This window comes from Clostridium coskatii (genome assembly GCF_001675205.1).
Classification (GTDB): domain Bacteria; phylum Bacillota; class Clostridia; order Clostridiales; family Clostridiaceae; genus Clostridium_B; species Clostridium_B ljungdahlii.
In genome coordinates, this window is the sequence record NZ_LROR01000088.1 from 36,276 (window position 1) to 60,869 (window position 24,594).

Sequence of the window (24,594 nt, forward strand, 5' to 3'; positions counted from 1 at the left end):
TTACTCACTCCACTTTTTTAATAAAATCACTGCATTATGTCCACCAAATCCAAAAGAATTAGACATAACATATTTAAGCTCAGCTTCTCTTGCCTTGTTTGGAACATAATCTAAGTCACATTCCTCATCCTGAACTTTATATCCTATCGTAGGCGGTATAATTCCTTCTTCTAAAGCCTTAACACTTATTATAGCCTCTATTGCTCCTGCAGCTCCAAGCAAATGTCCAGTCATTGATTTTGTAGAACTTATAGGTATATTCTTAGCATAATCTCCGAAAGCTTTTTTAATTGCCTCTGTTTCAACTTTATCATTTATCTTTGTACTTGTTCCATGAGCATTTATATAAGATACTTCTTCCTTTTCAATTCCAGCTTCCTCTATAGCAAGGCTCATAGCTCTTGCTGCACCATCACCACCTGGTGCTGGTGATGTCATATGATATGCATCACATGTAAAACCATATCCAACTAATTCTGCATATATTTTAGCTCCTCTTTTTTGAGCATGCTCTAAAGACTCCAATATCAATATGCCAGAACCTTCTCCCATTACAAATCCATCTCTTTCCTTATCAAAAGGAACAGATGCTCTTTTAGGATCTGTGCTCTTAGTTAAAGTAGTTGCTGCAGCAAATCCAGCCATAGACAATGGTGTAATACATGCTTCAGTTCCACCTGCTATCATTACATCTGCAAGATTATTCTTAATCATTCTAAAAGCTTCACCCACACAATTTGTACCTGTAGCACAGGCTGTAACTATATTGCTGCATGGTCCCTTAGCTCCAAATTTTATAGCTATATTTCCAGCAGCCATATTGCTTATAATCATTGGTATAAATAAAGGAGTTATTCTGTTAGGTCCTTTTTCCTCTAACACAGAATGTTGTTTTTCTATAGTTCCTATTCCACCTATACCTGAACCAATAACTACTCCAAACCTTTCTTTCTCTACACCTTCAATATCAAGTTTAGAATCTTCTACAGCTTCCATTGCTGAAACCATAGCGAACTGACAAAATCTATCAAACCTTTTTGATTCTTTTCTGTCTAAACGTTCATGTGGATCAAATCCTTTAACTTCTGCTGCAACTTTTGCTTTATAATTTTCTACATCAAAAGCCTTAATAAAGTCTATTCCACAAACTCCATCTTTTATGTTATTCCAAAATGTATCGGTATCATTTCCTACTGGTGTAATTGCTCCAAGTCCTGTAATTACTACTCTTTTTTCCATATCTTTCACCAACCCTTAAAAATTTTTACATTACCATTCCACCATCTACGTTTATTACCTGGCCTGTTACGTAATCTGCACTAGAAGATGCTAAAAAAGCTACTACATTTGCTACATTTTCAGCACTTCCAAATTTTTTTAGAGGTATATTATTTAATGTAGCATCTTTAACTTTATCTGAAAGAACTTCTGTCATATCGGTTTTTATAAAACCGGGTGCTACAGCATTCACATTTATTCCTCTTGATGCTAATTCTCTAGCTGTAGACTTCGTAATGCCTATTATTCCTGCTTTTGCTGCAGAATAGTTTACTTGGCCAGCATTTCCTGTGACTCCTACTACTGAAGATATACTTATTATTTTACCACTTCTTTGTTTAACCATTATAGGACTCACATGTCTTATACAATTAAAGGCTCCTTTTAAGTTTACCTCTATTACCTTATCAAAGTCTTCTTCTTTCATTCTAAGTATCAGTCCATCTCTAGTTATTCCTGCATTATTTACGAGTACATCTATTCTACCAAAGGTATCTACCGCTTGCTTCATAATATTTTTTGCATCTTCAAATACACTTACATCACCCTGCACTGCAATAGCTTCAGAACCTCTTTTCTTAATTTCACCTATTACTTCTTCTACTGAATTTAAGCTGCTTCTATAATTAACTACTATATTAAATCCGTCTTCTGCCAATTTAAGTGCAATGGCTCTTCCAATGCCTTTAGCTCCACCTGTGACTACCGCTACCTTTTTACTAACAATATCCATTTTAGTTCTCCTATCTATTTTTTAATTCTTCCACAGTAGAATTTAATGATTTAATATCCTGAACATTTAACATAAGGGCTTTTCTGTCTATTTTTTTTACAAATCCACTCAAAACCTTTCCAGGCCCTATTTCTACAAAAGTATCTACCCCTGCTTCAAGCATAGTGTTTATACTTTTTTCAAAAAGTACAGTGCTCATAACCTGCCTTTTCAAATAAGGTTTTACCTTATCCAGTTTTTCAATTACCTCTCCTGTAACATTTGTTACAACTGGAATTGAAAACTCCTTAAGAGATAATTTATTTAATTCTCCTTCTAATTTTTCTGCTGCTGGCTTCAACATAGAAGTATGAAAAGGTCCACTAACTGAAAGCTCTATAGCTCTGCGAGCTCCTCGCTCTTTTGCTAGCTTGCAAGCAGCTTTTACCGCTTCTATTTCTCCTCCAATTACTACCTGACCTGGACAGTTCATATTTGAAGTTTCCACTATACCAAAAGAAGAACTATCTGCACATATTTTTTCCACTTTTACATAATCTAATCCTAGTATTGCAGCCATTGTACCAATACCTTCAGGCACTGCCTCCTGCATATACTTTCCTCTCTTTTTAACTAGGGAAACTGCTTCTTTAAATCCCATAACACCACTGCATACAAGAGCTGAATATTCACCAAGACTTAAACCTGCTGCTATATCAGGCTTAATTCCAAAGCCCTCCAATGCTCTTAAAGCTGCTATACTTGTAGTTAAAATTGCAGGTTGGGTATTTTCAGTTTTGTTTAAATTTTCTTCCGGGCCTTCAAAACACATATTACTTATTGAAAAATCCAATACCTCATCCGCATCTTTAAACACATTTTTACATACATCTATATTTTCAAAAAGGTCTTTTCCCATACCTACGTACTGGGCTCCCTGTCCCGAAAATAAGAAAGCTATTTTACCCATATATACCTCCAAATATTATTTTTAAAACATATTTTGAACTCTTTTTAAGTTCTCTTGAGTTTCTTTAAATATTTCCTGAATAATCTCATCACAGCTTTGTTCTTTACATACAAGTCCTGCTATCTGACCTGCCATGACAGAACCGTTATCTATATCGCCTTCACGAACTGCTTTTGCTAGTGCCCCTCTTCCTAATTTCTCATATTCTTCCATAGGTGCTCCATTTTTCTCTAGCAACTGAAATTTTCTCACTAATTTATTTCTAAGAACACGAACGGGATGGCCCGTGGCCCTACCTGTAACCTGGGTGTCTATATCTTTTGCCTTTAACACTTTTTCTTTGTAATTTTCATGGACTGTGCATTCATTTGCAACTAAAAATCTAGTTCCAAGCTGTATTCCCTGAGCTCCCAACATAAAAGCAGCTGCTGCACCTCTTCCGTCTCCAATACCACCTGCTGCAATTACAGGGATACTTACAGCATCTACTACTTGAGGTACTAATGCCATAGTAGTAAGCTCTCCTACATGTCCTCCAGATTCACAGCCTTCTGCAATAACTGCATCCACTCCTGCTCTTTCCATTCTTTTAGCTAATGCTACAGATGCTACAACAGGTATAACCTTTATATCATTTTCCTTCCACATATCTATGTATTTTCCTGGGTTTCCTGCTCCAGTAGTTACAACTTTAACCTTTTCTTCACATGCCATTTTAGCTACTGCTTCAGCTGTTTCTGATAAAAGCATTATATTTACGCCAAAAGGTTTATCTGTAAGTTTTTTCGCCTTTCGTATTTCATCTCTTACCCATTCAAGTGGTGCGTTTCCAGTAATTATTCCAAGTCCTCCTGCATTTGATACTGCAGCTGCTAGTGAGCTGTCTGCAATCCAAGCCATCGCTCCTTGAATAATTGGATACTTTATTCCTACCATATTTGAAAATACAGAATTAATCATAAATTAACCTCCCTTTATCCTCTTTAATTTTTTCTAATATCATTTTTAACCTCCAGAGTTTTATATAAATCATGAATTTACCTTTAATATAAATCCTCCATAGGTTAATCCTCCTCCAAAACCTACAATAAGTATTTTGTCTCCTTTTTTAACTAAGTTTTTTTTGCGAACTTCATCTAGAGCTATGCCTATACTTGCAGCAGAAGTATTGCCATAAGCATCTAAATTGATGTAAAACCTATCCATACCTATTCCAAGTTTTTTTGCAGCACATTCTATTATCCTATAATTTGCCTGGTGAGGAATTATATATTTAATTTCTTCTAAAGTACAATCAGCCTGTTGAAGCAGGGCTTTAACCGATTTTTCTAAAACTTTTACTCCAAATTTAAATATTTCTCTTCCTTCCATTCCAACTACACTCTTAATAGGGTTTATAACACCATTAACATAAGGATTATTTACTGCTACTGCAGGGCATGTTAATGAATCTCCCTTACTTCCATCTGATCCAGTATAAGTTGAAAGTATCTGATCTTCTTCTCCACTTTGCAAAAATGCAGCTGACGCACCATCACCAAACAATATACAAGTACTCCTATCTTTCCAGTCAAGTATTTTAGAAAATGTGTCTGCTCCTATGACAAGAACATTTTTAACCCTTCCAGCCCTTATAAATTGAACTGCAATATCCATTGCATATGCAAAACCTGAACAAGCTGCCGATACATCAAAGCATGTAGCATTTACTGCCTTTATATTTTTCTGAACTATACAGGCAGTAGAAGGCATAAAGCTGTCTGGAGTAACAGTTGCAAGTACTATAAGTTCAATATCTTCTACACTTATTTTAGCATCTTTAATTGCCTCTATAGCTGCTTTTGTTGCCATATCTGAGGTATCTTCTCCTTGAGATATCCTCCTCTCCTTTATCCCTGTTCTGCTTGTTATCCATTCATCACTGGTATCTACTATGAGAGACAGATCATTATTATCCACAATCTTGGGAGGAACATAGCTTCCTGTACCTATAATTTCTACTTTATTCATTATTCTTCTCCTTTGATCTAATTTTTAGATTATACTTTGATCTGAAGAAATTATTGAGTTTCTCCAGTGATTTAATTAAAACCTCTTCTTCTCCTTCCGTTAACTCTCCTACGATTTCTTCAACCATATTAGAATGAAACTTATGGTGAACTCTAAAGGCAAGTTTTCCTTCTTGGGTCAACTGTATGTATACAATTCTTCTATCTTCTTTACTCCTTGTTCGTGTAACATATTGCTTTCTTTCTAAACGATTTATGGCCGTAGTTAAGGTCCCCATAGTTATATCTAGTTGACAAGCAACATCTTTCATTCTCTTCGGTTTATCCATACCTATAGCTTCTATAGTGTGTACCTCCGTAACAGATAAATCTTTAAATGTTGCATATTGAAGGGATTTTTGTTCTATTACTAAAATATCGTTAAAAAGATCTACTAACAATTCATTTATAACATTTATACCTTTGTTCACTAGATCACCACTTTGACAATTAATTTATGCCACTTATATCAAATACTTTCTGCTTCTAAAACTAACTCTTTCATAAGTTCCTTAACCTTTACAATTTTGTTTACCCTATAAGCATTACTTCCAACAAAAATAAGCCCTTCATCTATATTTCCTTTAACAGCATTGATCAGTGCTCTAGATATACAATAAGGAGTTTCCTTAGGATTACACTTTTTCAAACAATTGTAACACCTTTTAGGCGCAATTCTCCCTTCTTCAGCTTGCCTTATAAGCTTATTTCTTAAAGCTCTTCCAGGAAGCCCTACAGGACTTTTTATTATTTTTATATCCTCTTTTTCTGAATCTATGTATGCCTTTTTAAAGTTTATGCTAGCATCACATTCTTCAGTTGCCACAAAACGTGTTCCCATCTGTACTGCATCTACACCCAACTTGAAGAATTTTGCAATATCCGCTCCTGTATATATTCCACCACCTGCTGCTACAGGAATATTTTTATTATATTTTTCTCTAAAATATTTAACTACTTTGATTACTTCACATACTATATCTTCTAAACATTCTTTTCCCTCTTGCAATTGTTCTAAATGAAATCCCAAATGTCCCCCAGCTTTAGGTCCTTCTACTACAACTAAATCCGGAAGTCTAGAATATTTTTTCAACCAGTGTCTAATTATAAGAGAAGCTGCCTTTCCTGAAGAAACTATAGGTGCTATCTTTATGCTGCTTCCCTCAACAAGCTTAGGTAGATTAAGTGGAAGTCCTGCTCCGGATATTATAATATCAGCTTTTTCCTCGATACAAGTCTTTACCATATCATTATAATCATTTATAGCCACCATAATATTTGCTCCAATTATACCTTTAGGGCTTAATTCTTTAGCTTTTTGTATTTCCTTTCTCAATGCTCTAAGGTTAGCCTCCGTTGGGTTAGCTTCAAAATCAGGTTCTCTATATCCTATCTGCACTGTAGAAATTATACCTATGCCACCTTCATTTGCTACTGCCTGTGCTAAATTATGTAGGGAAATTCCTACGCCCATTCCACCTTGTATAATAGGTATTTTAGCTTTTAGATCTCCTATGATTAATGGAGGTAATTTCATGTGACCCCCTCCTTCAAATAATTTTTGATACTCGAATATTTTGATATTCAAAGTATATATTAAAAACTTTTAACTGTCCAGCATCTTAAAATTTTAAGATTAAAGACTACTATATTCTAAAATTTAATTTTATCCTATTTGCCTTAGTATAATCAAGTAATTTTAATATAATATTAAAATAAAATAGTTTAAAACTATGTCTTTAAACTCTATAATATAATAAATTGAAAAGTTAGTAAACTTAAATATAGAAAATAATTCCAAAAGTATTACATTGTTATACTTTTTATATTTTGTTATAATATTTATATGATAGCTTTTTAAAACAAAGCTTATAAAGGTAGGTAAAAAATATATGAGTACTTTTGTATTTAAGACTGCTGAAGCTAATTATACTCCTGTAAGCAACGTTTTTATAGATAAGTTTATGCCTAAAGCCCGAGGGGAATTTGTTAAAGTATACCTGCTTGGGCTAAAATATTGCAAATCAGGTGAGTTAGGAGTTAGCTCTCAAATTGTTGCAAGTGCTTTGCATCTTTTAGAAACGGATGTTTTAAATGCTTGGAACTACTGGAATGACGAAAATGTTATTAAAATGGTACCTGTTGACAATATGGGGAATTATAACATAGAATTTTTAGATTTATCAGATAGAGACAATGAAAAAGAAGATGATATAAATTTACTTGAAGAATTAAATAAAACTTCTATTAAAGATATGCTTGAAGACATAGAAAAATCCTTGGGTAGGACCTTGTCTTCAAAAGAAATGACTATGTACATAAGCTGGTTAAATGATTTTAATTTTTCTCCAGAGATTATACTTCTTTTAGTTCAATACTGTGCTTTAAAAGGTAAAACCAACAGCAGATATATAGAAAAAACTGCAATATCTTGGTTTGACGCTAAAATAAAAGATATAAATGATGCACAGTCTTTTATAAAAAAACATGAAGATAAATGGATTAAAATAAGAAAAATTTTAGGCTATCTTGGTATAAAAGATGGGGAAATAATGAAGCCTCAAGAGGATTTACTTTCTAAATGGATTCAAGCTTATAATTTCTCAGTGGAAATTATATATAAAGCTTGTGATATATGTTTTCAAAGAATAAATAAGGCTGACTTTAAATATATTGATGGAATATTAACAAGCTGGAATAAAGATAAAATTAAGACATTAGAAGATATAGAAAAAAAAGATTTAAAGAAAGTAAATAAAAGCAACTTTAAAAATGTAAAGAGAATTACAGAAAATAAAAGTTCAAAAGGAACCTTCAACAATTTTAAACAGAGAAACTATGACTTTAAAGACTTGGAGAAAAAACTACTAGGATGGGATAAGAATGATTAAAAGCTATCACTCTAATATAATGAAAATATATGAAAAAATAAGAGACGATGATAAAAAAGCTTTAGGCTTGCGGAAGGAAGAAATTAAAAAAAACCTACCTGAAGTATTAAACATACAAAATCAAATAGGTAAACTTTCCTTAAAATTATCAATAAATATATTAAACAATGTTTCAGATAAGGATATTTACTTAAAGGAACTTCACCAAAAAATTTCAGATTTAAGGATAAAAAAAGCTCATATTTTAACATCTAATAATTATCCTGTGAATTATTTAGATATGTCCTATAAATGTGATAAATGCAAAGACACTGGATTCATTGGGAACAAAAAATGCAGCTGCTACAAACAAAAACTTATTAAACTTTACTACAGCAATTCTGACTTCAAAAATATGCTAGTTAAGAATAACTTCGATAACTTTAACTTTCAGCTATATTCCTCCACCAAAAGTGAGGGAAACCCTACAAGCCCTAGAAAAAATATAGAAATAATAGCATCTACATCATGGAAATACATAGAAAATTTTTCTAACTGCAGCGAAAACTTATTATTTTATGGATCTGCCGGAACTGGAAAGACCTTCTTATCAAATTGTATAGCAAAAGAATTGATAGACAGAGGTTTTTTAGTAATTTATAGAACCTCTGAATCCTTGATTAAAGACCTAAAGGATATACGGTTCAACAATAGCATAGAATTGGAAGATATTTTAATGAATTGTGATCTACTTATAATAGATGATTTAGGATCTGAACAAATAACCGATTTTTCTAAAACTGAACTATTTAACCTTTTAAATAAAAAACTATTGAAACAAAGCAAAATGCTTGTATCAACAAATTATGACTTAGAAGAAATTTTAAAATGCTATTCAGAGAGAATTTCATCTAGATTGCTTGGAGAATTTACCTTATACAAATTTTTCGGAGAGGACATAAGAATAAAACAAAATATACAAAATAAAAATTTCAAATAAAATATCTAAATAAAAAAATAAGAATGTATTTAAAAATACATTCTTATTTTTGGTGCTGGCAGTAGGAATCGAACCCACGACCTACTGATTACAAGTCAGTTGCTCTACCTGCTGAGCCATGCCAGCACATATGGCGACTCAGGAGGGGATCGAACCCTTGACCTCCGGCGTGACAGGCCGGCACTCTAACCAGCTGAGCTACTGAGCCATATGTGGTGGGCACAACAGGGCTCGAACCTGTGACCCTCTGCTTGTAAGGCAGATGCTCTCCCAGCTGAGCTATGCGCCCACATATACTTATTCTTGGTGACCCCTAGCAGACTTGAACTGCTGTTACCACCGTGAAAGGGTGGTGTCTTAACCACTTGACCAAGGGGCCTTATTTAATTGTCAATGCAAATCTTTAACTATTACTACACAGCATAAACTAAGAGCTTTAACTTAAACAAGTAACCCTCACCTTAAGTGTAGACTTCTCTTTAAGTTAAACTTAAAAATCAACTCTATGCATAACCATAGATAATGGCGACTCAGGAGGGGATCGAACCCTTGACCTCCGGCGTGACAGGCCGGCACTCTAACCAGCTGAGCTACTGAGCCATATGTGGTGGGCACAACAGGGCTCGAACCTGTGACCCTCTGCTTGTAAGGCAGATGCTCTCCCAGCTGAGCTATGCGCCCACATATACTTATTCTTGGTGACCCCTAGCAGACTTGAACTGCTGTTACCACCGTGAAAGGGTGGTGTCTTAACCACTTGACCAAGGGGCCTTATACTGTTTTATTAAGTCGTACCTGACGACCTGACATACACTATAATACAAAATTTTTTATAAAGTGTCAATACTTTTTTGTGATATTTTATTGGACATCTTTAGGCTTTTCTTTGTAATCCCTTATGTATCAACGTATTAAGTAAATTTCATAATTTAAAATTTCTCATATAATTTTGAATCTAAAAGCAAAAAACGGCCTTCTTATAATAAAATTTGTACTTTAATAACCTTTTGATTCCATGTATCCTATATATTCCATTACAATTAATGCTGTATCCTCTATTGCCCTTTTTGTCACATCTATTACCTTACACCTTAATCTTCTTATAAGCTTATCTGAAAATTCTAATTCCTGAAGAACCCTTTCTTCATTTGCATACTTAAACCTATTAGATATAGTATTGTATCTATCTATTCTATGTTTTCTTACTTCGATTAAGTGGACTGGATCTATAGTAAGGGCTACAATCTTTTTTCTATCAATCTCAAACAACTCCTCTGGCACAGGTACTTCCGGCATAAGCGGTATGTTCAAAGCTTTTATTCCCTTATTTGCAAGGTACATACAAAGTGGCGTTTTAGAAGTTCTAGAAAGGCCTAAAAGAACAACATCCGCATATTTTATTCCTGAATTATCCTTGCTATCATCATACTTTATGGCAAACTCTACTGCCTCTACCTTTTTATAATACTCAGAATCTATTTCCCATACAGCACCTGGCCTATATTCAGGTATTTTATTTAGTATCCTTGATACCATACTTATACAAGGTCCTAAAATATTATTTATAGGAATACCACATTCTACACACCTTTGAACCAGAAATTCTCTTACTTCTACAAGGACTATTGTAGATATAACCATGATATTTTCTTTGCTTTCTAACCCATTTATAAATTCATTTACATCCTCATAACTCTTTATATAAGGTACCCTATGTACTTCTATCTCTGAATAAAATTGGCTAGCAGCACCTTTAGCAACAAGTTCTGCAGTCTCACCTATAGAGTCAGAAACTGCATATATTTTAAGCATAAAAAACCTCCTAAGCTTTATGTTTTTTCGTAAGTTCTACAAGTGCGCATCCTTTTACTGCAGAAATTCCATTATTACTGCAGAAATTTAATATTTCCTCACTTTCTGCACCTGGCTGTATTAATATTTTGTCTATACCAATCTCAAAAGCCTTTTTAACTATATCAATACCAGTTTTAGGATTTATGCATAAATCAAGTACATCTACTTTAAAAGGTATTTCACTTAAAGATTTGTATACCTTTCCGCTAGCATCTCTAGGATTCACTCCCTCTGCATTATACATTGCACCCTTAAGAGAACTTAATATTTTAAAAGCATATTTTTCTTCATTAGACACATCACCAACTACTACCCAGTTCTTATAGTATAGAAAATTAGCAGCTTCCATTTGGACAACACTCCTTTTTACAAAATATATAAGGTTATAGAAACGAATTTTTACTTCGTTCATGTTTATAATGTTGTTTTTATTATATTACAAACTGCCGTTAAATATATATTTTTTTGCAAACTGTATTAAAAAAAGTACAAGTAAGTTAAAATATAACTATCAAGTGATTCTTAGGCTCAGATGGAGCTTGCTTATAAGGATGACTTTCTCCAGCTGAACCTTAGGAGAACTTATCCAGGCGCGTAACAGTGCTTATCCCCCACTTTGATAAAAGATGGGGGTGTTAGCAATGGTAGCGATCGGATAAATGAATTTTTTTAAATAGGAGATGTATCTACATGTTTCATGAAATCATAGTAATTGGTGCAGGTGCTTCTGGTATCATGGCTGCAATTACAGTAAAAGACAGAGGAAAAGACGTAGCAATTTTAGAATCTAAAAGTAGAATCGGTAATAAAATATTATCAACTGGAAATGGTAGATGTAATATAACTAATAAAAATATAGATTTTTGCAGATATCACAGTAAAAATACTCATTTTTTTGAAAGTGTCTTAAATAGTTTTTCCCTTGACGACACAATAAACTTTTTTAATTCACTAGGTCTTCCAATTACAACCTTGGAAAATGGAAGGATGTATCCCCTTTCCCTTCAATCATCTTCCGTACTAGATATATTAAAAATGGCTATTGAAGATCGAAATATACCTGTTTATTTAAATTCAAAAGTCAGTAATATAGCCTTTAATAAAAAATCCTTTAAAATATACTGTAATGATGAAATTTACGAATGTAATAAACTAATATTATGTACAGGTGGCAAATCTGCCCCTAATACAGGATCTGACGGTTCGGGATTTACTCTATGTAAAAACCTTGGCCACAGTATAATACCTCCCCTTCCTGGCCTTGTACAATTGAAATTAAGCTATAATCATTTAAAAGCCTTATCGGGAGTAAAATTCAATGGGTATGTATATATAATTGTGGATAATATAATACAAAAAAGAGAATATGGAGAAATATTATTTACAGACTATGGAATATCAGGGCCACCTATACTTGATATAAGTCGTATAGCCTCCTGTAATTTATTTAGTAAAAAGTCCGTTAAGATCAAAATTGACATGCTTCCAGATTTTGAAGAAAAGGATTTAATAGAATTCTTAGAAAATCGTTGGGGAATTTTTGGTTACAGAAGTATATTCGACTCCTTCATAGGAGTGATAAATAAAAAAATCATACCTATACTTTTAAAGGAATCATCCGTTGAAGATATTCACAAACCATGTAGTGAATTAAACTGGCAGGAAAAAAAGAATATATGTCACTTGCTCAAATCCTGGCAATTTACAGTATATGATACTAATTCCTTTAAAAATTCTCAAGTTACCTGCGGAGGAGTCGACACCTCTCAAGTAAATAGCATTACTTTAGAATCAAAAAAAATAAAAAATTTATATCTTGCAGGAGAGATTTTGGATGTGGATGGTGACTGTGGTGGTTTTAATTTACAATGGGCCTGGAGTTCAGGATTTACTGCAGGGAAAAGTGCTGCTGAAACATAATTCATCAGCCTTTCTCTCTGCTTTTTATTCTTCATTTTTATCCCAAACCGCTTCTATTACTGATAATTCCTTTTCCTCTTGATCTACTATCTTATGCAGAGATATATAACTATTTTGTTTCTTTTGCAGTTTAGTATATATTTTTATTTTTTCTCCATATAATGCCTCTTTTTCATAAGTTATATTTAGATTTTTTATAGTAAAATTAAGCACTATATCAAGAGGTATAGTTTCCACAATCCAGTCTACATACTTAACATTATTGACATGCCTGTTGGTATCTATATCACTGTACCTTACATTAAAACTTTTTTCTATGTCAAACTGTTCTGGTAACTTTATCTTTTTAATGATCAACGGTTTTATCTCATTTTCAGCTACACCATACATTTTATACATATCTTCAGTTATCCTGATTACTTTACGTTTTTCCTTATCTATAAGAAGCCATATTGAATTGGCTGATGCAATGACATTTCCCTTATCATCTAAAGCCTTAAAGGTCCTATATCCATAGAACTTTCTAAAGGAATATGCTTTAGTTTGAACTGCTATTTTTTCACCATAATTAGGATGCCTATCAATATGTATATCCCATTTATATAGTACCCAAGCTACCCCTTTTCGTTTTAAGTAATCAAGTCCTCCTCCTATGTCTTCTGATTGTTTTGTAGATACATCTTCAAAATAATTCATAAGACTTGTTACAAGCAACTTCTTTCTAAAATCTATTTCATAGTATTGGACCTCGTATTCTTTTTCAGTAACTAACTTTCCCAATTTTATTTACCCTCCTCACCTTATGCATTTTCATCACATCTATATTATAATATAATTTTCATTTTTTCTGTAGAATAAAATTGCTAAAGATAAAAAATTCACCCTTAAATAAACTTAATTTAATAAACTTATTTAAGGGTGATAACTTTAATTTTATCCGATGCCTACCTGCTCTAATACTCCTACTTCTCCAAGTAGGAGTAAAGAGCAGCTACGTCCCTGGATAACGATTTCTAAGTATCAGGTGGAGTCAAAACTCCATCTGATACCAAGAACTCTGTTTATATTTCACTTACATCTATTGTCTGATCTCTTCTTGGTCCAACAGATACTATAGATACTTTTGTTCCCGTAAATTCTTCTATTCTATTTAAATATTTTTTAGCATTCTGTGGTAACTCGTCATAAGTTTTGGCATTTTCTATTTCCCTGCCCCAACCTTCAAATTCTTCATATACAGGTTCACATTTAGCTAAATCTTCTAAACTTGCAGGTACGTAGTCTATAACTTTTCCATTAAATTTATATCCTACACATGCTTTTACCCTTTCAAGTCCTGCTAAAGTATCTATTTTTGTAATAGCAAAGCTTGTAAGTCCAGAAACTCTGCTGCTAGTCTTAAGTATTACTAGATCTAGCCATCCACATCTTCTAGCTCTTCCTGTAGTAACTCCATATTCATGACCATTTTCCCTAATCCATTCTCCTGTTTTGTCAAAAAGCTCTGTAGGGAAAGGTCCTTTTCCTACTCTTGTAGTATACGCCTTTGCAATACCTACTGCTCCTGTTATCATAGTAGGTCCTATTCCTGAACCAATACATACTCCACCAGCAATAGTGCTTGAAGATGTAACATAAGGATAAGTTCCATAATCTATATCTAGCAAAGTACCCTGTGCACCTTCAAATAATACCTTTTTTCCACCTTTTATACTATTATATACTTCTACAGATATATCTTTAACATAAGGGGCTAATTTCTTTGCATAATCAATATATTCATTGTATATAGTATCAAAGTCAAGAGCCTTTTCTCCATAAACCTTAGTTATTATGTCATTCTTTATTTTTAAATTTTCTTTTAGGTTTTCTTCAAATATGTTCTGGTGCATAAGGTCACAAACCCTTATGCCGCTTCTTTCCATTTTATCCGTATAGCACGGTCCAATTCCTTTTCCTGTAGTTCCTATATCTTTTTTACCTCTTGCTCTCTCTTTTATACCGTCTAATATCTTATGGTACGGCATAATAAGTTGGGCTCTATCACTTATTATTAAATTTTCAGGTGATATGTCTACTCCTAGGTCTTTTAAATAATCCATTTCTTCAAATAATGCTTTTGGATCAAGCACTACTCCATTTCCAATTACATTCACCTTATCTTTATACAATATTCCAGATGGTACAAGATGAAGTTTATATTGCTTATCTCCTACTTCAACTGTATGACCTGCATTATTTCCACCTTGAAATCTGACAACAACATCTGCCCCTTTTGCAAGATAATCTGTCATCTTTCCTTTTCCTTCATCACCCCATTGGGATCCTAAAACAATAAATGCTGACATGAGAATTTCCTCCCCTTTTTTTGTATAACCCAAATCTTTCAAAATAATATATAATAATTTACAATTACTTGCTAACTATGTCTCTTCCAACTACTACACCTGTTACTGATGCCTGCATAAGTCCTCTTGTAATACCTGCACCATCTCCTATGGCATATAAATTCTTTATAGGAGTTTCAAACTTATCATTTGTATCAAATTTACTAGAATAGAATTTTACCTCCACTCCATACAAAAGTGTATTTTTACTATAAAGTCCTGGTGCAACATTATTAAAAGCTTTTAGTGCCTCGACTATAGATGTAAGATATCTCTGAGGCAAAACATAACTTAAGTCTCCAGGCACTGCTGATTTTAAAGTTGGAATAGTAGTAGATTTTTTAAGTCTTGAATAATCAGTTCTTCTTCCATTTAATAAATCTCCCAGCCTTTGCACCATTATGCCATTTCCAGTAAGCATATTTCCAAGCTTTGCAATATACTTACCATAGGTTATAGGTTGGTTGAAGGGCTCCGTAAAGGATGTAGAAACGAGCATTGCAAAGTTTGTATTTTCTGTTCTCAATTCTTTTTCTTCATAACTATGCCCATTTACAACTGCTATGGTGCCATCATAGTGCTCTTCTGATACTACACCACCTGGATTCATGCAAAAAGTTCTAACCTTATTATCAAAAGTATCAGAATAATATACAAGTTTGGCTTCATATAAGTCTTTAGTCAAATGATCCATTATTGAATTTGGTACTTCAACTCGAACACCTATATCTACAGCATTATTTGTAGTTCTTAATTTTAACTTTTTGGATTCATTTGAAAACCATTCTGCACCACCCCTGCCTGGAGCAACTACTACATTATCTGCTAAAACCTTTTTCTTACCATCCTTGTTTTCCACACAAACTCCAATTACACTATCACCTTCTACCAATATCTCATCTACTGTAGTAAGTTCACTAAATTCAGTGTTTGTGTTATTCAAAAGATGGTAATACATTTTTTTCAGTACTTCATAGGCTAACTCTGTTCCCAGGTGCCTAACAGGACACTGTATAAGACGAATATTATATTTGCTTGCTTCATATTTTATCTTATCTATATTTTCATTGTTTAATCCATATACAACCTTGTTAGCTCCAAAATTTAAATATATATCATCACAATATTTTATTAACCTTTTACATTCATCTTCTGAAAAATACTCTAAAATTCTACCCCCGACTTCTGGGCTTAAAGAAAGCTTTCCATCAGAAAAAGCTCCTGCACCTGACCAGCCAGAAGTGATACCACATGGATTGCAATTTACACACTTTCCATTTATCCTAGCCGGACACTTTCTATCCTCTATATTTCTGCCTTTATCAATTATAAGTACACTTAGATTTTTGTTAAGCTTTGTAACTTCTAAAGCAGTAAATATTCCCGCAGGACCAGCTCCAACTATTATTACATCATATTTTTCTTTCAAATAGCATCCCTCCTACAATATGGTATCAAAATTGTATGTTACAGTCAACAGAAAAGTACGAATAATTTTTATTAAAATAATAATAAAATTCGTAAAACTCCATAGTTAAATTTTCTGTAACAAGTTTTTCCTTTCATCATACTATGATAATATAGTAAATCTTATGGAGGCATTAAATGAATACCAGTCAAAATAACTCAAATGATAAAGAAGAAAACATCCAGTATTATGATCGTGCTGATGAAGATACTTATACTTCTTCCCCTGCTTATTACTGCCCTGTATATAACTGCCCCTACAATCCAGAAATGATGGATGAAGAGGATGATTTTGCTGAATCAGGAGATGATCTATACAGACAACATGGAAGAAGGAGAAGAAGACACAGACGTAGACGTAGACACAGAATGCCATATTCCCCATTCATATTCCCGATTGTATTCCCAATTGATTTTGATGACTGGGATTGGTAAACCTTAATACTTCTATACCTCTTGAAAATAAGTACTTAATTAAATTTAAGTGCTTATTTTTATGTTTGTCTTCAAAATTGCATTCTATTTTATTTTTAGCTTTTTTGTTATAAAATATTAATAAGTTAAATTTTAGTTATTAACTTAAGGGGGATAAAATGTGAACTTTAGAGTAGAAAAAGATTTACTTGGAGAAAAGGAAGTTGAAGCCTCTTCCTATTTTGGTATTAATACTGAAAGAGCTTTAGAAAATTTTAATTTACAGAACAAAACTATTAATTTAAATTTAGTTAAAGAAATTGCACTCATAAAAAAAGCAGCTGCCCTAGTCAATAAAGATTTAGGAGAACTTAAAATTGAAAAAGCCGATGCCATAATTAAAGCTAGTGAAGAAGTTATCGGCGGCAAATTTGACAATCAATTTAAGTTAAGTGCATTTCAAGGTGGAGCCGGCACATCCACAAATATGAATGTAAATGAAGTCATAGCAAATAGAGCTATAGAAATACTTGGCGGCGAAAAGGGAAACTATTCATTAGTACATCCTTTAAATGATGTTAATATGTCTCAATCCACAAATGACGTTTATCCTACTGCTCTTAGAATCGCAGCTATACGACGCATAAGAAAACTAAGCAGTTGCCTGTCCGATCTTCAGGAAGAACTTCAAGTTAAAGAAAACGATTTTTCAGATATATTGAAATTAGGTAGAACTCAGCTAATGGATGCGCTTCCCATGATGGTAGGACAAGGTTTTGGGGCTTACGCCAAAGCAATCGCTCGAGATAGATGGAGAATATATAAAGTAGAAGAAAGACTCAGGGAAATCAACATAGGCGGTACCGCTATAGGTACAGGCCTTAATGCAACTAATAAATTTATATATAAGATAACCGATGTACTTCAAGACTTAACCGGTCTTGGAATTGCCCGTTCCGATTATCCTATGGATGTTACTCAAAATTGCGATGTATTTGTTGAGGTCTCAGGACTTTTAAAGTCCCTAGCCTGCAACCTTTTAAAAATCTCAAATGATTTAAGGCTTTTAAATTCAGGACCTTTTGGAGGAATAGGAGAAATCATTCTTCCAAAGGTACAAGCAGGTTCTACTATTATGCCAGGAAAAGTAAATCCAGTCATAGCTGAAATGGTGGCACAAGTAAGTATGAGAGTAATATCAAACGACACAGCAATTACTATGGCCAGCAGTTCAGGTCAATTGGAGTTAAATGCATTCACTCCTCTCATTGCAGAATGTCTACTTGAATCTCTAGAACTTTTAGAAAGAACAGTTACACTATTTAGAGAAAAGTGCATTAACGGAATCAAAGTAAATGAAGAAAATTGTAAAAAAAATCTTGAAAATTCCACAGCACTGGTAACTGCATTAGTACATTACATAGGTTATGATAAAGCTAGTGAGCTTGCAAAGAAAGCCTTAAAAAATCATAAAACTATAAGAGAAATTCTATATGAAGAAAAAATACTGCCTAAGGAAAAAATAGATGAAATAATAAATCCATATCAGCTGACAAAACCAGGTATACCTGGCAAATAAATATTGGAGGAGATTACTTATGAGTTTAAATGAAACACCTCGCTCAGTAAGAACACATATAGCACTCTTTGGCAAAAGGAATGCAGGCAAATCAAGTATTATAAACGCCTTAACAGGACAAGATATAGCCATTGTATCAGATGTAAGGGGTACTACTACAGATCCAGTCTATAAATCTATGGAGATACTTCCCATAGGCCCCTGTGTAATAATAGATACCGCAGGTCTTGATGATGAGGGCGAGCTCGGCGAACTTAGAAAAGAAAAAACATTAAGTGTTTTAAATAAAACTGACATATCAATAATTGTAATAGATTCAACTGTTGGAATTACAGATTATGACGAGTCTATAATAAATCAAATAAAAAATAAAAAAATTCCCCTTATAGGAGTCTTAAACAAAATCGATGCTGCTGATATAAAAGATTTAGATGTAGAACATATGAAAAAAGAACTCAAAATACCAATTGTAAAAGTATCTGCACTTAAAAGAAAAGGTATACTTGAGTTAAAAAATCAAATAATAGCTGCGCAACCTCAAAGTGAAGATAAATTTAAAGTAATTGGTGATTTAATAAACCCTGGAGACTTTGTGGTTCTTGTAACTCCAATAGATAAAGCAGCTCCTAAAGGAAGACTTATTCTCCCTCAGCAGCAAACCATAAGAGATATACTGGAAAGTGATGCTACTGCAGTGGTAACTAAAGAATTCGAACTTAGAGAAACCTTACAAAACCTAGGGAAAAAACCTAAAATAGTAGTTACAGATTCTCAGGCATTTTTAAAAGTAGCAGCAGATACCCCAAAAGATATATTGATGACTTCCTTCTCCATCCTATTTGCAAGATGCAAAGGAGACCTAGTAGAACTTATAAAAGGAGTAAAAGCTGTAAAAAAATTAGAAGATGGAGACAAAGTACTTATTGCAGAAGGCTGCACTCACCATAGACAATCTGATGATATAGGTAAAGTAAAAATTCCTAGATGGATACGACAAATTACCGGTAAAAAAATAGATTTCGAATTTTCATCTGGCGTTTCTTTTACAGAAGAAATAAAGAAATATGCCTTAGTAGTTCACTGCGGTGCTTGCATGTTAAATAGAGCCGCAATGCTTTATAGAATAAATACTGCAAAAGAGCTTAATGTCCCTATTGTAAACTATGGCATACTTATTGCATATGTCCAAGGTATACTAGATAGAGCTTTAAAACCATTTCCACTAGCTAAAATGGCATGGGATGATGAAAATTGACCTAAAAAAATCAGCGGCTGCAATTTTTACCGTTGATTTTTTATTTCTAATTTTTTATATATACTAAATTTTAATAAAAGGTGAAACAAAAAGAATTACTGAAAGAACAATTATAAATATTACTGTTACCCATATAATAATATTTTGTAATCCATTGTTAACATACTCACCCATAAGTTCTTTGTTATTAGTAAGTAATACCATAAATATTAATATAATAGGACATAAAATTCCTGCAAGCTGTTGGGTAATAAGCATAACCCCTACTAATGATACATTAGGTATCAATACTATTATTGAACTAAATATTATCATAAAAGTAAAAATACCATAAAAAGCAGGTGATTCCTTATACTTATGATCTAATCCGCTTTCAAGTCCAAAGCACTCGCATATTGCATATGAAGTAGACAATGGAATAACCATACATGCAAGCACAGATGCTCCGAAAAGTCCAACTCCAAAGAGGATCGACGCATAGTTTCCTGCTAGCGGCTTAAGTGCCTGTGCAGCTTGTCTGGCACTATCTATTTTTATTCCTGCTTTGTATAAGGTAACAGCAGTACATATTATTATAAAAAATGCAACCAAATTTCCCCAAATGGAACCTAAATATACATCTAATTTTTCATATTTATAGTCTTTTATTTGCAATCCCTTATCTACTACAGAAGATTGAAGATAAAACTGCATATATGGTGTAATTGTAGTACCTATCATTCCTATAAATGCCAAAATAAATCCACTGTCAAATTTTAAAGTAGGAGTAAAAGTTGCTCTTATTACATGATTCCAATCTGGTTTTTCTATAAAACAAGTTATTATATAAGAAAAAAACACAAATGTAAAAGCTAAAAATATCTTTTCTATATTTGAATAAGACCCTTTTGTAATAAGAAACCAAACAACAAACGCCATTATAGGAACAGAAATATATTTATTTATTCCAAACATATCCATGCTAGCAGCTATACCAGCAAAATCACCTACACAAACACCAAAATTAGCAACAAATAAAATTATCATTGCAAAAAAAGCAAGCTTAACGCTAAAATTTTCTCTGATTAAATCAGAAAGTCCCTTTCCTGTCACAACAGCCATTCTAGCATTCATTTCCTGTATAACAGACAAGCTAAATGTTATTAATAACAATCCCCAAAGCATGTTGTAACCATAGGATGCTCCAACAGTCGCATAAGTAGTAATACCTCCTGCATCATTTCCAGCATTTACTGTAATTAATCCAGGACCAATTATGCTTAATATCAATAAAAATTTATTTTTCTTTTTCATATTTTTATTCTCCTATTTTTATATATACATTACATTTATATATACATAAATTATACCTCTTTTCCTTTAGTTGATGTACAAACATGAGTCATATATAATATAACATATGAGGTGATGTAAAATGTTACGAAATGGTGAAAAATACAGTTCACAGATAAAATTCCATGTTTTAAAACTAATAGTTTGTTTGTCATTCATTTTACTACTTAGTTCATGTTCTTACAATAACACTTCTAATAATCAGCTCTATGAAAAAAACATAATAACGATGGATACACCAATGGATTTAAAAGCCTATGGGCCTAATGCTCAAAAAGCAGTAGATGAAAGTGTTAAAAAATTGTATCAACTAAATGATATGGCAAGTACTACTGTAAATAGCAGCGATATTATGAAAATTAACAACGCTTCAGGCAAAAGCTATGTAAAGGTTAACCCTGAAATAATTAAAATGATAAAACTCTCACAAAAATATTCAAAAATAAGTAATGGTAAATGGGATATTACAGTAGGTCCTATAGTAAACCTATGGGGAATAGGTACCGACAAAGCAAGACTACCATCGGATTCAGAAATTAAATCTAAATTACCATTGGTCGGATATGATAAGATCAAAATTGATGAAAAAAATAGCAGTGTTATGCTAACGCAGCCCGGCATGGCCATAGATTTAGGCGGAATTGCCAAAGGATTTGCTGCTGATGAAGTATTAAAAATTTACAAAAAATATAATATAAAAAACGGACTTATAGATTTAGGCTCAAGTTCTATATATGCAGTTGGGAAAAATGAAAGTAATTCCCCTTGGGGAATAGGAATTAAAAACCCTAGAGGTGATGATATGCTAGGTATAGTTAAACTATCAAACGAAGGATTATCTACCTCAGGTGATTATGAAAGGTATTTTATAAAAAATGGTAAAAGATATCACCATATACTTAATCCTGCAACAGGATATCCTGTAGATAATGGGGTTATGAGTGTAACTGTTATAGTTGACAATAATATCTCTGATAGTAATACCACAGCCGATATCATGTCTCTTCTTGTATTTGAATTAGGCCCTAAGGAAGGTATAAATTTGGTAAACAAAACACCTGGTATATCTTGCGAGGTTACTACCAAAGATAATAAGGTTTACACATCATCAAAGTTTAAAGCTAAATTTTCTGATTTAAATAAAAGTTTTAAAATAGCAAATTAACATAGATAAATTATCTATCTAGATTTTAAGGAGGACATTATGAAAAATTATGAAATTGAACAGGCTGAAGAACTTATAAATTATATTTACGAAAGTCCAACTTCCTTTCATGCAGTAAAAAATGCTGTATCTGAACTTAAAAAATTTGGATTTGTAGAAATTAAGGAGGGGGATGCCTTAAAAATAAAAAAGGGAGGTAAATATTTTGTAACTAAAAATCAATCTGCCCTTATTGCTTTTACAGTTGGAAAAGGTGAACTTGAAAATGAGGGGTTTAGAATAATAGGAGCCCATACTGATTCACCCAGCTTTAGAGTAAAACCAAATTCAGACATAGAAGTAGAGGGTGCTTATGTAAAGCTAAATACAGAAGTATACGGAGGTCCAATATTAAATACATGGATGGACAGACCTCTTTCACTAGCAGGAAGGATTGTTCTAAAAGGTAAAGACTCCTTCCATCCCGATATAAAACTTTTAAATATAAAAAGACCTCTTATGATAATACCAAACTTAGCAATACATATGAATAGAAATATAAATTCAGGTGTTGAATTAAATAGGCAAAAGCATATGCTCCCTCTTTTAGCACTAGTAAATGACAAATTCAAACAGGGACATTATCTTACTCAAATTATAAGCGAAGAACTTTCAGTACCTGAAGAAGATATATTGGATTTTGACTTATTCCTATACGAATTCGAAAAAGGCAGCATAATAGGAGCTGACCAGGAATTTGTATCCTCGGGAAGACTAGATGATTTAAGCATGGTTTACTCAGGAATAAAGGCAATTTCAAATAGCAAGATTAAAAATACTACAAATGTAATGGTATGCTTTGACAATGAAGAAGTAGGGAGCACCACAAAACAAGGTGCAAATTCACCTATGCTCTTGTCTATATTAGAAAGAATAGCTTTCAATCTTGGTAAAAACAAGGATGATTTTTACAGAGCTATATCAAAATCATTCATAATATCCTGTGATTTAGGTCATGCACTTCATCCAAACTATGGAGAGAAATCTGATCCTGTAAACAGACCTATTATAAATAAAGGCCCTATTATAAAAATAAGTGCCAGCCAGAGCTATACTACAGACGCTGTATCCAGTGCCATATATAAAAATATATGCTGCGAAGCTGGAGTTCCTGTTCAAGTATTTGTGAATCGATCAGATGAAAGAGGAGGTTCAACTATAGGTCCAATATCTTCAAGTCATATAAACATGACTTCCTTAGACATGGGCTTAGCTATATTATCCATGCATTCCGTAAGAGAATTAGGTGGCATAAAAGATTATGTGTATGCCTTAGAATCGTTTAATAAATTTTACGATCTATAATATTTTATATAAAAAAGGTTTTTAGATTTTCCAAAAACCTTTTTTAGTTATCTATCCATTAATAAAGAAGCAAAATATTAATATATGTTCAAGAAAATGTCCATAACTTATTTAATATATAGTTAACTATTCCAGTAATAATAGTTGCTATCACCTGAGCTAATATTTCATTGATATATAAATTGTTGATCAGACAAAATAAAATTGCCGTACTAAAAATAAGTGAAATTAAATTTACAATAACAAATTTCGTAAGTAAAGCACTTACTCTCCCATCAGATTTAAATACCCATATCTTATTTAAGACAAATCCATTGGCAACTCCAAAAATATACGCCATAGTGTTTGAAACTATATAGTCAACATTAACCTTAATGAGTAAATTATAAATAACCAATGTTATAATCGTATTTAAAGTTCCTGAAGTAGCATATTTTATAAATTGTTTTTTTCTACCTAATAAACTTAGAATCATCTTATACCCCTACCATATTCATTATTGTTTAATTTTCAAACAATATAAGTATTGATTATAGATGATTTTAGTCTATTAATCTTAATAATCCCTTAAAAAATAATTATTATATATGGTATCTTATGGTACGTATTTTTACCAAAAACAAGCTTATACTATAATTAAAATTTCTAGGAGGTAACATTATGAACAATTTAATGAGGAACATAGAATTTTCAAAAGTGCTTAATTTAAAAGATCTTATCTCTTATCAAGAAGGTCAGGTTATAAGCAAAACTATAGCACAAATTCCTACTTCAAATATTACTTTATTTTCACTAGACAAAGGTGAAGGTATAAGCACGCATGTGACTTCTGGCGATGCTATGGTTCAAATACTAGATGGCACAGCTGAAATTACAATAGGTGGTAATATTTTTATTTTAAAATCAGGTGAAACTATAATAATGCCTTCTGACATCCCTCATGGACTAAAAGCTGTAGAAAAATTCAAAATGCTTTTAACAGTAGTAAAATATTAAATA

At 32.6% G+C, this 24,594-nt stretch carries 23 protein-coding genes and 7 tRNA genes; 9 read left to right on the forward strand and 21 right to left on the reverse strand.

The genetic code is table 11. The annotated features are described in order from the left end of the window. From fabF to CLCOS_RS18765, 7 genes are all read right to left on the reverse strand, one after another. Entirely contained in the window at window positions 1-1,239 is a 1,239-nt protein-coding gene (gene fabF / locus CLCOS_RS18735; RefSeq protein ID WP_063601200.1) for a beta-ketoacyl-ACP synthase II, read from the reverse strand. A 25-nt stretch (window positions 1,240-1,264) separates the two neighbouring features. Continuing rightward, the gene (fabG, locus tag CLCOS_RS18740) at window positions 1,265-2,011 is read right to left on the reverse strand and encodes a 3-oxoacyl-[acyl-carrier-protein] reductase (RefSeq protein ID WP_063601201.1); all 747 of its coding nucleotides are present in this window, start codon (window positions 2,009-2,011) and stop codon (window positions 1,265-1,267) included. Between the two features lie 10 nt (window positions 2,012-2,021). Continuing rightward, window positions 2,022-2,960, reverse strand: coding sequence for an ACP S-malonyltransferase (gene fabD / locus CLCOS_RS18745; protein WP_063601202.1), 939 nt, complete (start codon window positions 2,958-2,960; stop codon window positions 2,022-2,024). A 21-nt stretch (window positions 2,961-2,981) separates the two neighbouring features. Then, on the reverse strand, window positions 2,982-3,920 hold the full coding sequence (gene fabK, locus CLCOS_RS18750; protein ID WP_063601203.1) for an enoyl-[acyl-carrier-protein] reductase FabK: 939 nt from the start codon (window positions 3,918-3,920) through the stop codon (window positions 2,982-2,984). A 69-nt stretch (window positions 3,921-3,989) separates the two neighbouring features. Continuing rightward, window positions 3,990-4,970, reverse strand: a complete 981-nt coding sequence (locus CLCOS_RS18755; protein ID WP_063601204.1) for a beta-ketoacyl-ACP synthase III — start codon at window positions 4,968-4,970, stop codon at window positions 3,990-3,992. Further along, entirely contained in the window at window positions 4,963-5,439 is a 477-nt protein-coding gene (locus CLCOS_RS18760) for a MarR family winged helix-turn-helix transcriptional regulator (RefSeq protein ID WP_063601205.1), read from the reverse strand. Before CLCOS_RS18760 ends, CLCOS_RS18755 begins: the two co-directional genes overlap by 8 nt. 38 nt (window positions 5,440-5,477) lie before the next feature. Then, the gene (locus tag CLCOS_RS18765) at window positions 5,478-6,545 is read right to left on the reverse strand and encodes an NAD(P)H-dependent flavin oxidoreductase (protein WP_013240792.1); all 1,068 of its coding nucleotides are present in this window, start codon (window positions 6,543-6,545) and stop codon (window positions 5,478-5,480) included. A gap of 355 nt (window positions 6,546-6,900) precedes the next feature. Here CLCOS_RS18765 and CLCOS_RS18770 point away from each other — a divergent pair, with 355 nt between their 5' ends. Together CLCOS_RS18770 and CLCOS_RS18775 are read left to right on the forward strand one after the other, a co-directional pair. Next, a complete protein-coding gene (locus CLCOS_RS18770) occupies window positions 6,901-7,899 on the forward strand; it encodes a DnaD domain protein (RefSeq protein ID WP_013240793.1) in 999 nt (332 codons plus the stop codon). After that, on the forward strand, window positions 7,892-8,878 hold the full coding sequence (locus CLCOS_RS18775; RefSeq protein ID WP_063601206.1) for an ATP-binding protein: 987 nt from the start codon (window positions 7,892-7,894) through the stop codon (window positions 8,876-8,878). Before CLCOS_RS18770 ends, CLCOS_RS18775 begins: the two co-directional genes overlap by 8 nt. Window positions 8,879-8,928: 50 nt before the next feature. Here the strand turns inward: CLCOS_RS18775 and CLCOS_RS18780 are convergent. From CLCOS_RS18780 to CLCOS_RS18820, 9 genes are all read right to left on the reverse strand, one after another. After that, window positions 8,929-9,004: transfer RNA gene (locus tag CLCOS_RS18780), tRNA-Thr, on the reverse strand. A gap of 5 nt (window positions 9,005-9,009) precedes the next feature. Further along, window positions 9,010-9,086 (reverse strand) — tRNA-Asp (locus tag CLCOS_RS18785). A gap of 5 nt (window positions 9,087-9,091) precedes the next feature. Further along, window positions 9,092-9,167: transfer RNA gene (locus CLCOS_RS18790), tRNA-Val, on the reverse strand. 15 nt (window positions 9,168-9,182) lie between these two features. Beyond that, window positions 9,183-9,257 (reverse strand) — tRNA-Glu (locus CLCOS_RS18795). A 144-nt stretch (window positions 9,258-9,401) separates the two neighbouring features. Continuing rightward, window positions 9,402-9,478: transfer RNA gene (locus tag CLCOS_RS18800), tRNA-Asp, on the reverse strand. 5 nt (window positions 9,479-9,483) lie between these two features. After that, window positions 9,484-9,559, reverse strand: a tRNA-Val gene (locus tag CLCOS_RS18805). Window positions 9,560-9,574: 15 nt separating this feature from the next. After that, window positions 9,575-9,649, reverse strand: a tRNA-Glu gene (locus CLCOS_RS18810). Window positions 9,650-9,874: 225 nt separating this feature from the next. Beyond that, entirely contained in the window at window positions 9,875-10,690 is an 816-nt protein-coding gene (locus CLCOS_RS18815; protein ID WP_013240795.1) for a pyruvate, water dikinase regulatory protein, read from the reverse strand. Window positions 10,691-10,700: 10 nt separating this feature from the next. Then, on the reverse strand, window positions 10,701-11,081 hold the full coding sequence (locus CLCOS_RS18820) for a CoA-binding protein (protein ID WP_013240796.1): 381 nt from the start codon (window positions 11,079-11,081) through the stop codon (window positions 10,701-10,703). Window positions 11,082-11,422: 341 nt separating this feature from the next. On the opposite strand from CLCOS_RS18820, the gene CLCOS_RS18825 reads away from it, so the two are divergent. Beyond that, on the forward strand, window positions 11,423-12,652 hold the full coding sequence (locus tag CLCOS_RS18825; protein WP_063601207.1) for an NAD(P)/FAD-dependent oxidoreductase: 1,230 nt from the start codon (window positions 11,423-11,425) through the stop codon (window positions 12,650-12,652). Between the two features lie 24 nt (window positions 12,653-12,676). Here CLCOS_RS18825 and CLCOS_RS18830 read toward each other — a convergent pair whose 3' ends face one another. From CLCOS_RS18830 to CLCOS_RS18840, 3 genes are all read right to left on the reverse strand, one after another. Next, on the reverse strand, window positions 12,677-13,432 hold the full coding sequence (locus CLCOS_RS18830; protein ID WP_013240798.1) for an acyl-[acyl-carrier-protein] thioesterase: 756 nt from the start codon (window positions 13,430-13,432) through the stop codon (window positions 12,677-12,679). Between the two features lie 281 nt (window positions 13,433-13,713). Further along, entirely contained in the window at window positions 13,714-15,000 is a 1,287-nt protein-coding gene (locus tag CLCOS_RS18835) for an adenylosuccinate synthase (protein WP_013240799.1), read from the reverse strand. Window positions 15,001-15,064: 64 nt separating this feature from the next. Continuing rightward, the gene (locus CLCOS_RS18840) at window positions 15,065-16,468 is read right to left on the reverse strand and encodes an NAD(P)/FAD-dependent oxidoreductase (RefSeq protein WP_063601208.1); all 1,404 of its coding nucleotides are present in this window, start codon (window positions 16,466-16,468) and stop codon (window positions 15,065-15,067) included. A gap of 176 nt (window positions 16,469-16,644) precedes the next feature. On the opposite strand from CLCOS_RS18840, the gene CLCOS_RS18845 reads away from it, so the two are divergent. The 3 genes from CLCOS_RS18845 (at window position 16,645) to hydF (ending at window position 19,754) form a co-directional block, all read left to right on the forward strand. Beyond that, window positions 16,645-16,941 carry a hypothetical protein gene (locus CLCOS_RS18845; protein WP_023162498.1) on the forward strand — a complete coding sequence of 99 codons (297 nt, stop codon included), beginning with the start codon at window positions 16,645-16,647 and terminating at the stop codon, window positions 16,939-16,941. A gap of 160 nt (window positions 16,942-17,101) precedes the next feature. Next, the gene (locus CLCOS_RS18850) at window positions 17,102-18,499 is read left to right on the forward strand and encodes an aspartate ammonia-lyase (RefSeq protein WP_013240801.1); all 1,398 of its coding nucleotides are present in this window, start codon (window positions 17,102-17,104) and stop codon (window positions 18,497-18,499) included. Window positions 18,500-18,518: 19 nt separating this feature from the next. Continuing rightward, window positions 18,519-19,754: a [FeFe] hydrogenase H-cluster maturation GTPase HydF gene (gene hydF, locus CLCOS_RS18855; RefSeq protein WP_013240802.1), complete on the forward strand. Its 1,236-nt coding sequence runs from the start codon at window positions 18,519-18,521 to the stop codon at window positions 19,752-19,754. A 63-nt stretch (window positions 19,755-19,817) separates the two neighbouring features. Here hydF and CLCOS_RS18860 read toward each other — a convergent pair whose 3' ends face one another. Further along, window positions 19,818-21,047 (reverse strand): Nramp family divalent metal transporter, encoded by a 1,230-nt coding sequence (locus CLCOS_RS18860; protein ID WP_063601209.1) that lies wholly within the window; start codon window positions 21,045-21,047, stop codon window positions 19,818-19,820. Window positions 21,048-21,168: 121 nt separating this feature from the next. Between CLCOS_RS18860 and CLCOS_RS18865 the strand changes: the two genes are divergently transcribed. Further along, window positions 21,169-22,251, forward strand: a complete 1,083-nt coding sequence (locus tag CLCOS_RS18865) for an FAD:protein FMN transferase (protein ID WP_063601210.1) — start codon at window positions 21,169-21,171, stop codon at window positions 22,249-22,251. Between the two features lie 39 nt (window positions 22,252-22,290). Further along, on the forward strand, window positions 22,291-23,595 hold the full coding sequence (locus CLCOS_RS18870; RefSeq protein WP_063601211.1) for a M18 family aminopeptidase: 1,305 nt from the start codon (window positions 22,291-22,293) through the stop codon (window positions 23,593-23,595). Between the two features lie 88 nt (window positions 23,596-23,683). Here CLCOS_RS18870 and CLCOS_RS18875 read toward each other — a convergent pair whose 3' ends face one another. After that, the gene (locus CLCOS_RS18875; protein WP_063601212.1) at window positions 23,684-24,070 is read right to left on the reverse strand and encodes a GtrA family protein; all 387 of its coding nucleotides are present in this window, start codon (window positions 24,068-24,070) and stop codon (window positions 23,684-23,686) included. 185 nt (window positions 24,071-24,255) lie between these two features. Between CLCOS_RS18875 and CLCOS_RS18880 the strand changes: the two genes are divergently transcribed. Continuing rightward, on the forward strand, window positions 24,256-24,591 hold the full coding sequence (locus CLCOS_RS18880; RefSeq protein ID WP_063601213.1) for a cupin domain-containing protein: 336 nt from the start codon (window positions 24,256-24,258) through the stop codon (window positions 24,589-24,591). Window positions 24,592-24,594: the final 3 nt, after the last annotated feature.

Bases quoted from the DNA above. Each gene is read 5' to 3' on its own strand.
- fabF (WP_063601200.1), bottom strand. From the start codon at position 1,239: ATGGAAAAAAGAGTAGTAATTACAGGACTTGGAGCAATTACACCAGTA.
- fabG (WP_063601201.1), bottom strand. From the start codon at position 2,011: ATGGATATTGTTAGTAAAAAGGTAGCGGTAGTCACAGGTGGAGCTAAA.
- fabD (WP_063601202.1), bottom strand. From the start codon at position 2,960: ATGGGTAAAATAGCTTTCTTATTTTCGGGACAGGGAGCCCAGTACGTA.
- fabK (WP_063601203.1), bottom strand. From the start codon at position 3,920: ATGATTAATTCTGTATTTTCAAATATGGTAGGAATAAAGTATCCAATT.
- CLCOS_RS18755 (WP_063601204.1), bottom strand. From the start codon at position 4,970: ATGAATAAAGTAGAAATTATAGGTACAGGAAGCTATGTTCCTCCCAAG.
- CLCOS_RS18765 (WP_013240792.1), bottom strand. From the start codon at position 6,545: ATGAAATTACCTCCATTAATCATAGGAGATCTAAAAGCTAAAATACCT.
- CLCOS_RS18770 (WP_013240793.1), top strand. From the start codon at position 6,901: ATGAGTACTTTTGTATTTAAGACTGCTGAAGCTAATTATACTCCTGTA.
- CLCOS_RS18775 (WP_063601206.1), top strand. From the start codon at position 7,892: ATGATTAAAAGCTATCACTCTAATATAATGAAAATATATGAAAAAATA.
- CLCOS_RS18815 (WP_013240795.1), bottom strand. From the start codon at position 10,690: ATGCTTAAAATATATGCAGTTTCTGACTCTATAGGTGAGACTGCAGAA.
- CLCOS_RS18820 (WP_013240796.1), bottom strand. From the start codon at position 11,081: ATGGAAGCTGCTAATTTTCTATACTATAAGAACTGGGTAGTAGTTGGT.
- CLCOS_RS18825 (WP_063601207.1), top strand. From the start codon at position 11,423: ATGTTTCATGAAATCATAGTAATTGGTGCAGGTGCTTCTGGTATCATG.
- CLCOS_RS18835 (WP_013240799.1), bottom strand. From the start codon at position 15,000: ATGTCAGCATTTATTGTTTTAGGATCCCAATGGGGTGATGAAGGAAAA.
- CLCOS_RS18845 (WP_023162498.1), top strand. From the start codon at position 16,645: ATGAATACCAGTCAAAATAACTCAAATGATAAAGAAGAAAACATCCAG.
- hydF (WP_013240802.1), top strand. From the start codon at position 18,519: ATGAGTTTAAATGAAACACCTCGCTCAGTAAGAACACATATAGCACTC.
- CLCOS_RS18860 (WP_063601209.1), bottom strand. From the start codon at position 21,047: ATGAAAAAGAAAAATAAATTTTTATTGATATTAAGCATAATTGGTCCT.
- CLCOS_RS18865 (WP_063601210.1), top strand. From the start codon at position 21,169: ATGTTACGAAATGGTGAAAAATACAGTTCACAGATAAAATTCCATGTT.
- CLCOS_RS18870 (WP_063601211.1), top strand. From the start codon at position 22,291: ATGAAAAATTATGAAATTGAACAGGCTGAAGAACTTATAAATTATATT.
- CLCOS_RS18875 (WP_063601212.1), bottom strand. From the start codon at position 24,070: ATGATTCTAAGTTTATTAGGTAGAAAAAAACAATTTATAAAATATGCT.
- CLCOS_RS18880 (WP_063601213.1), top strand. From the start codon at position 24,256: ATGAACAATTTAATGAGGAACATAGAATTTTCAAAAGTGCTTAATTTA.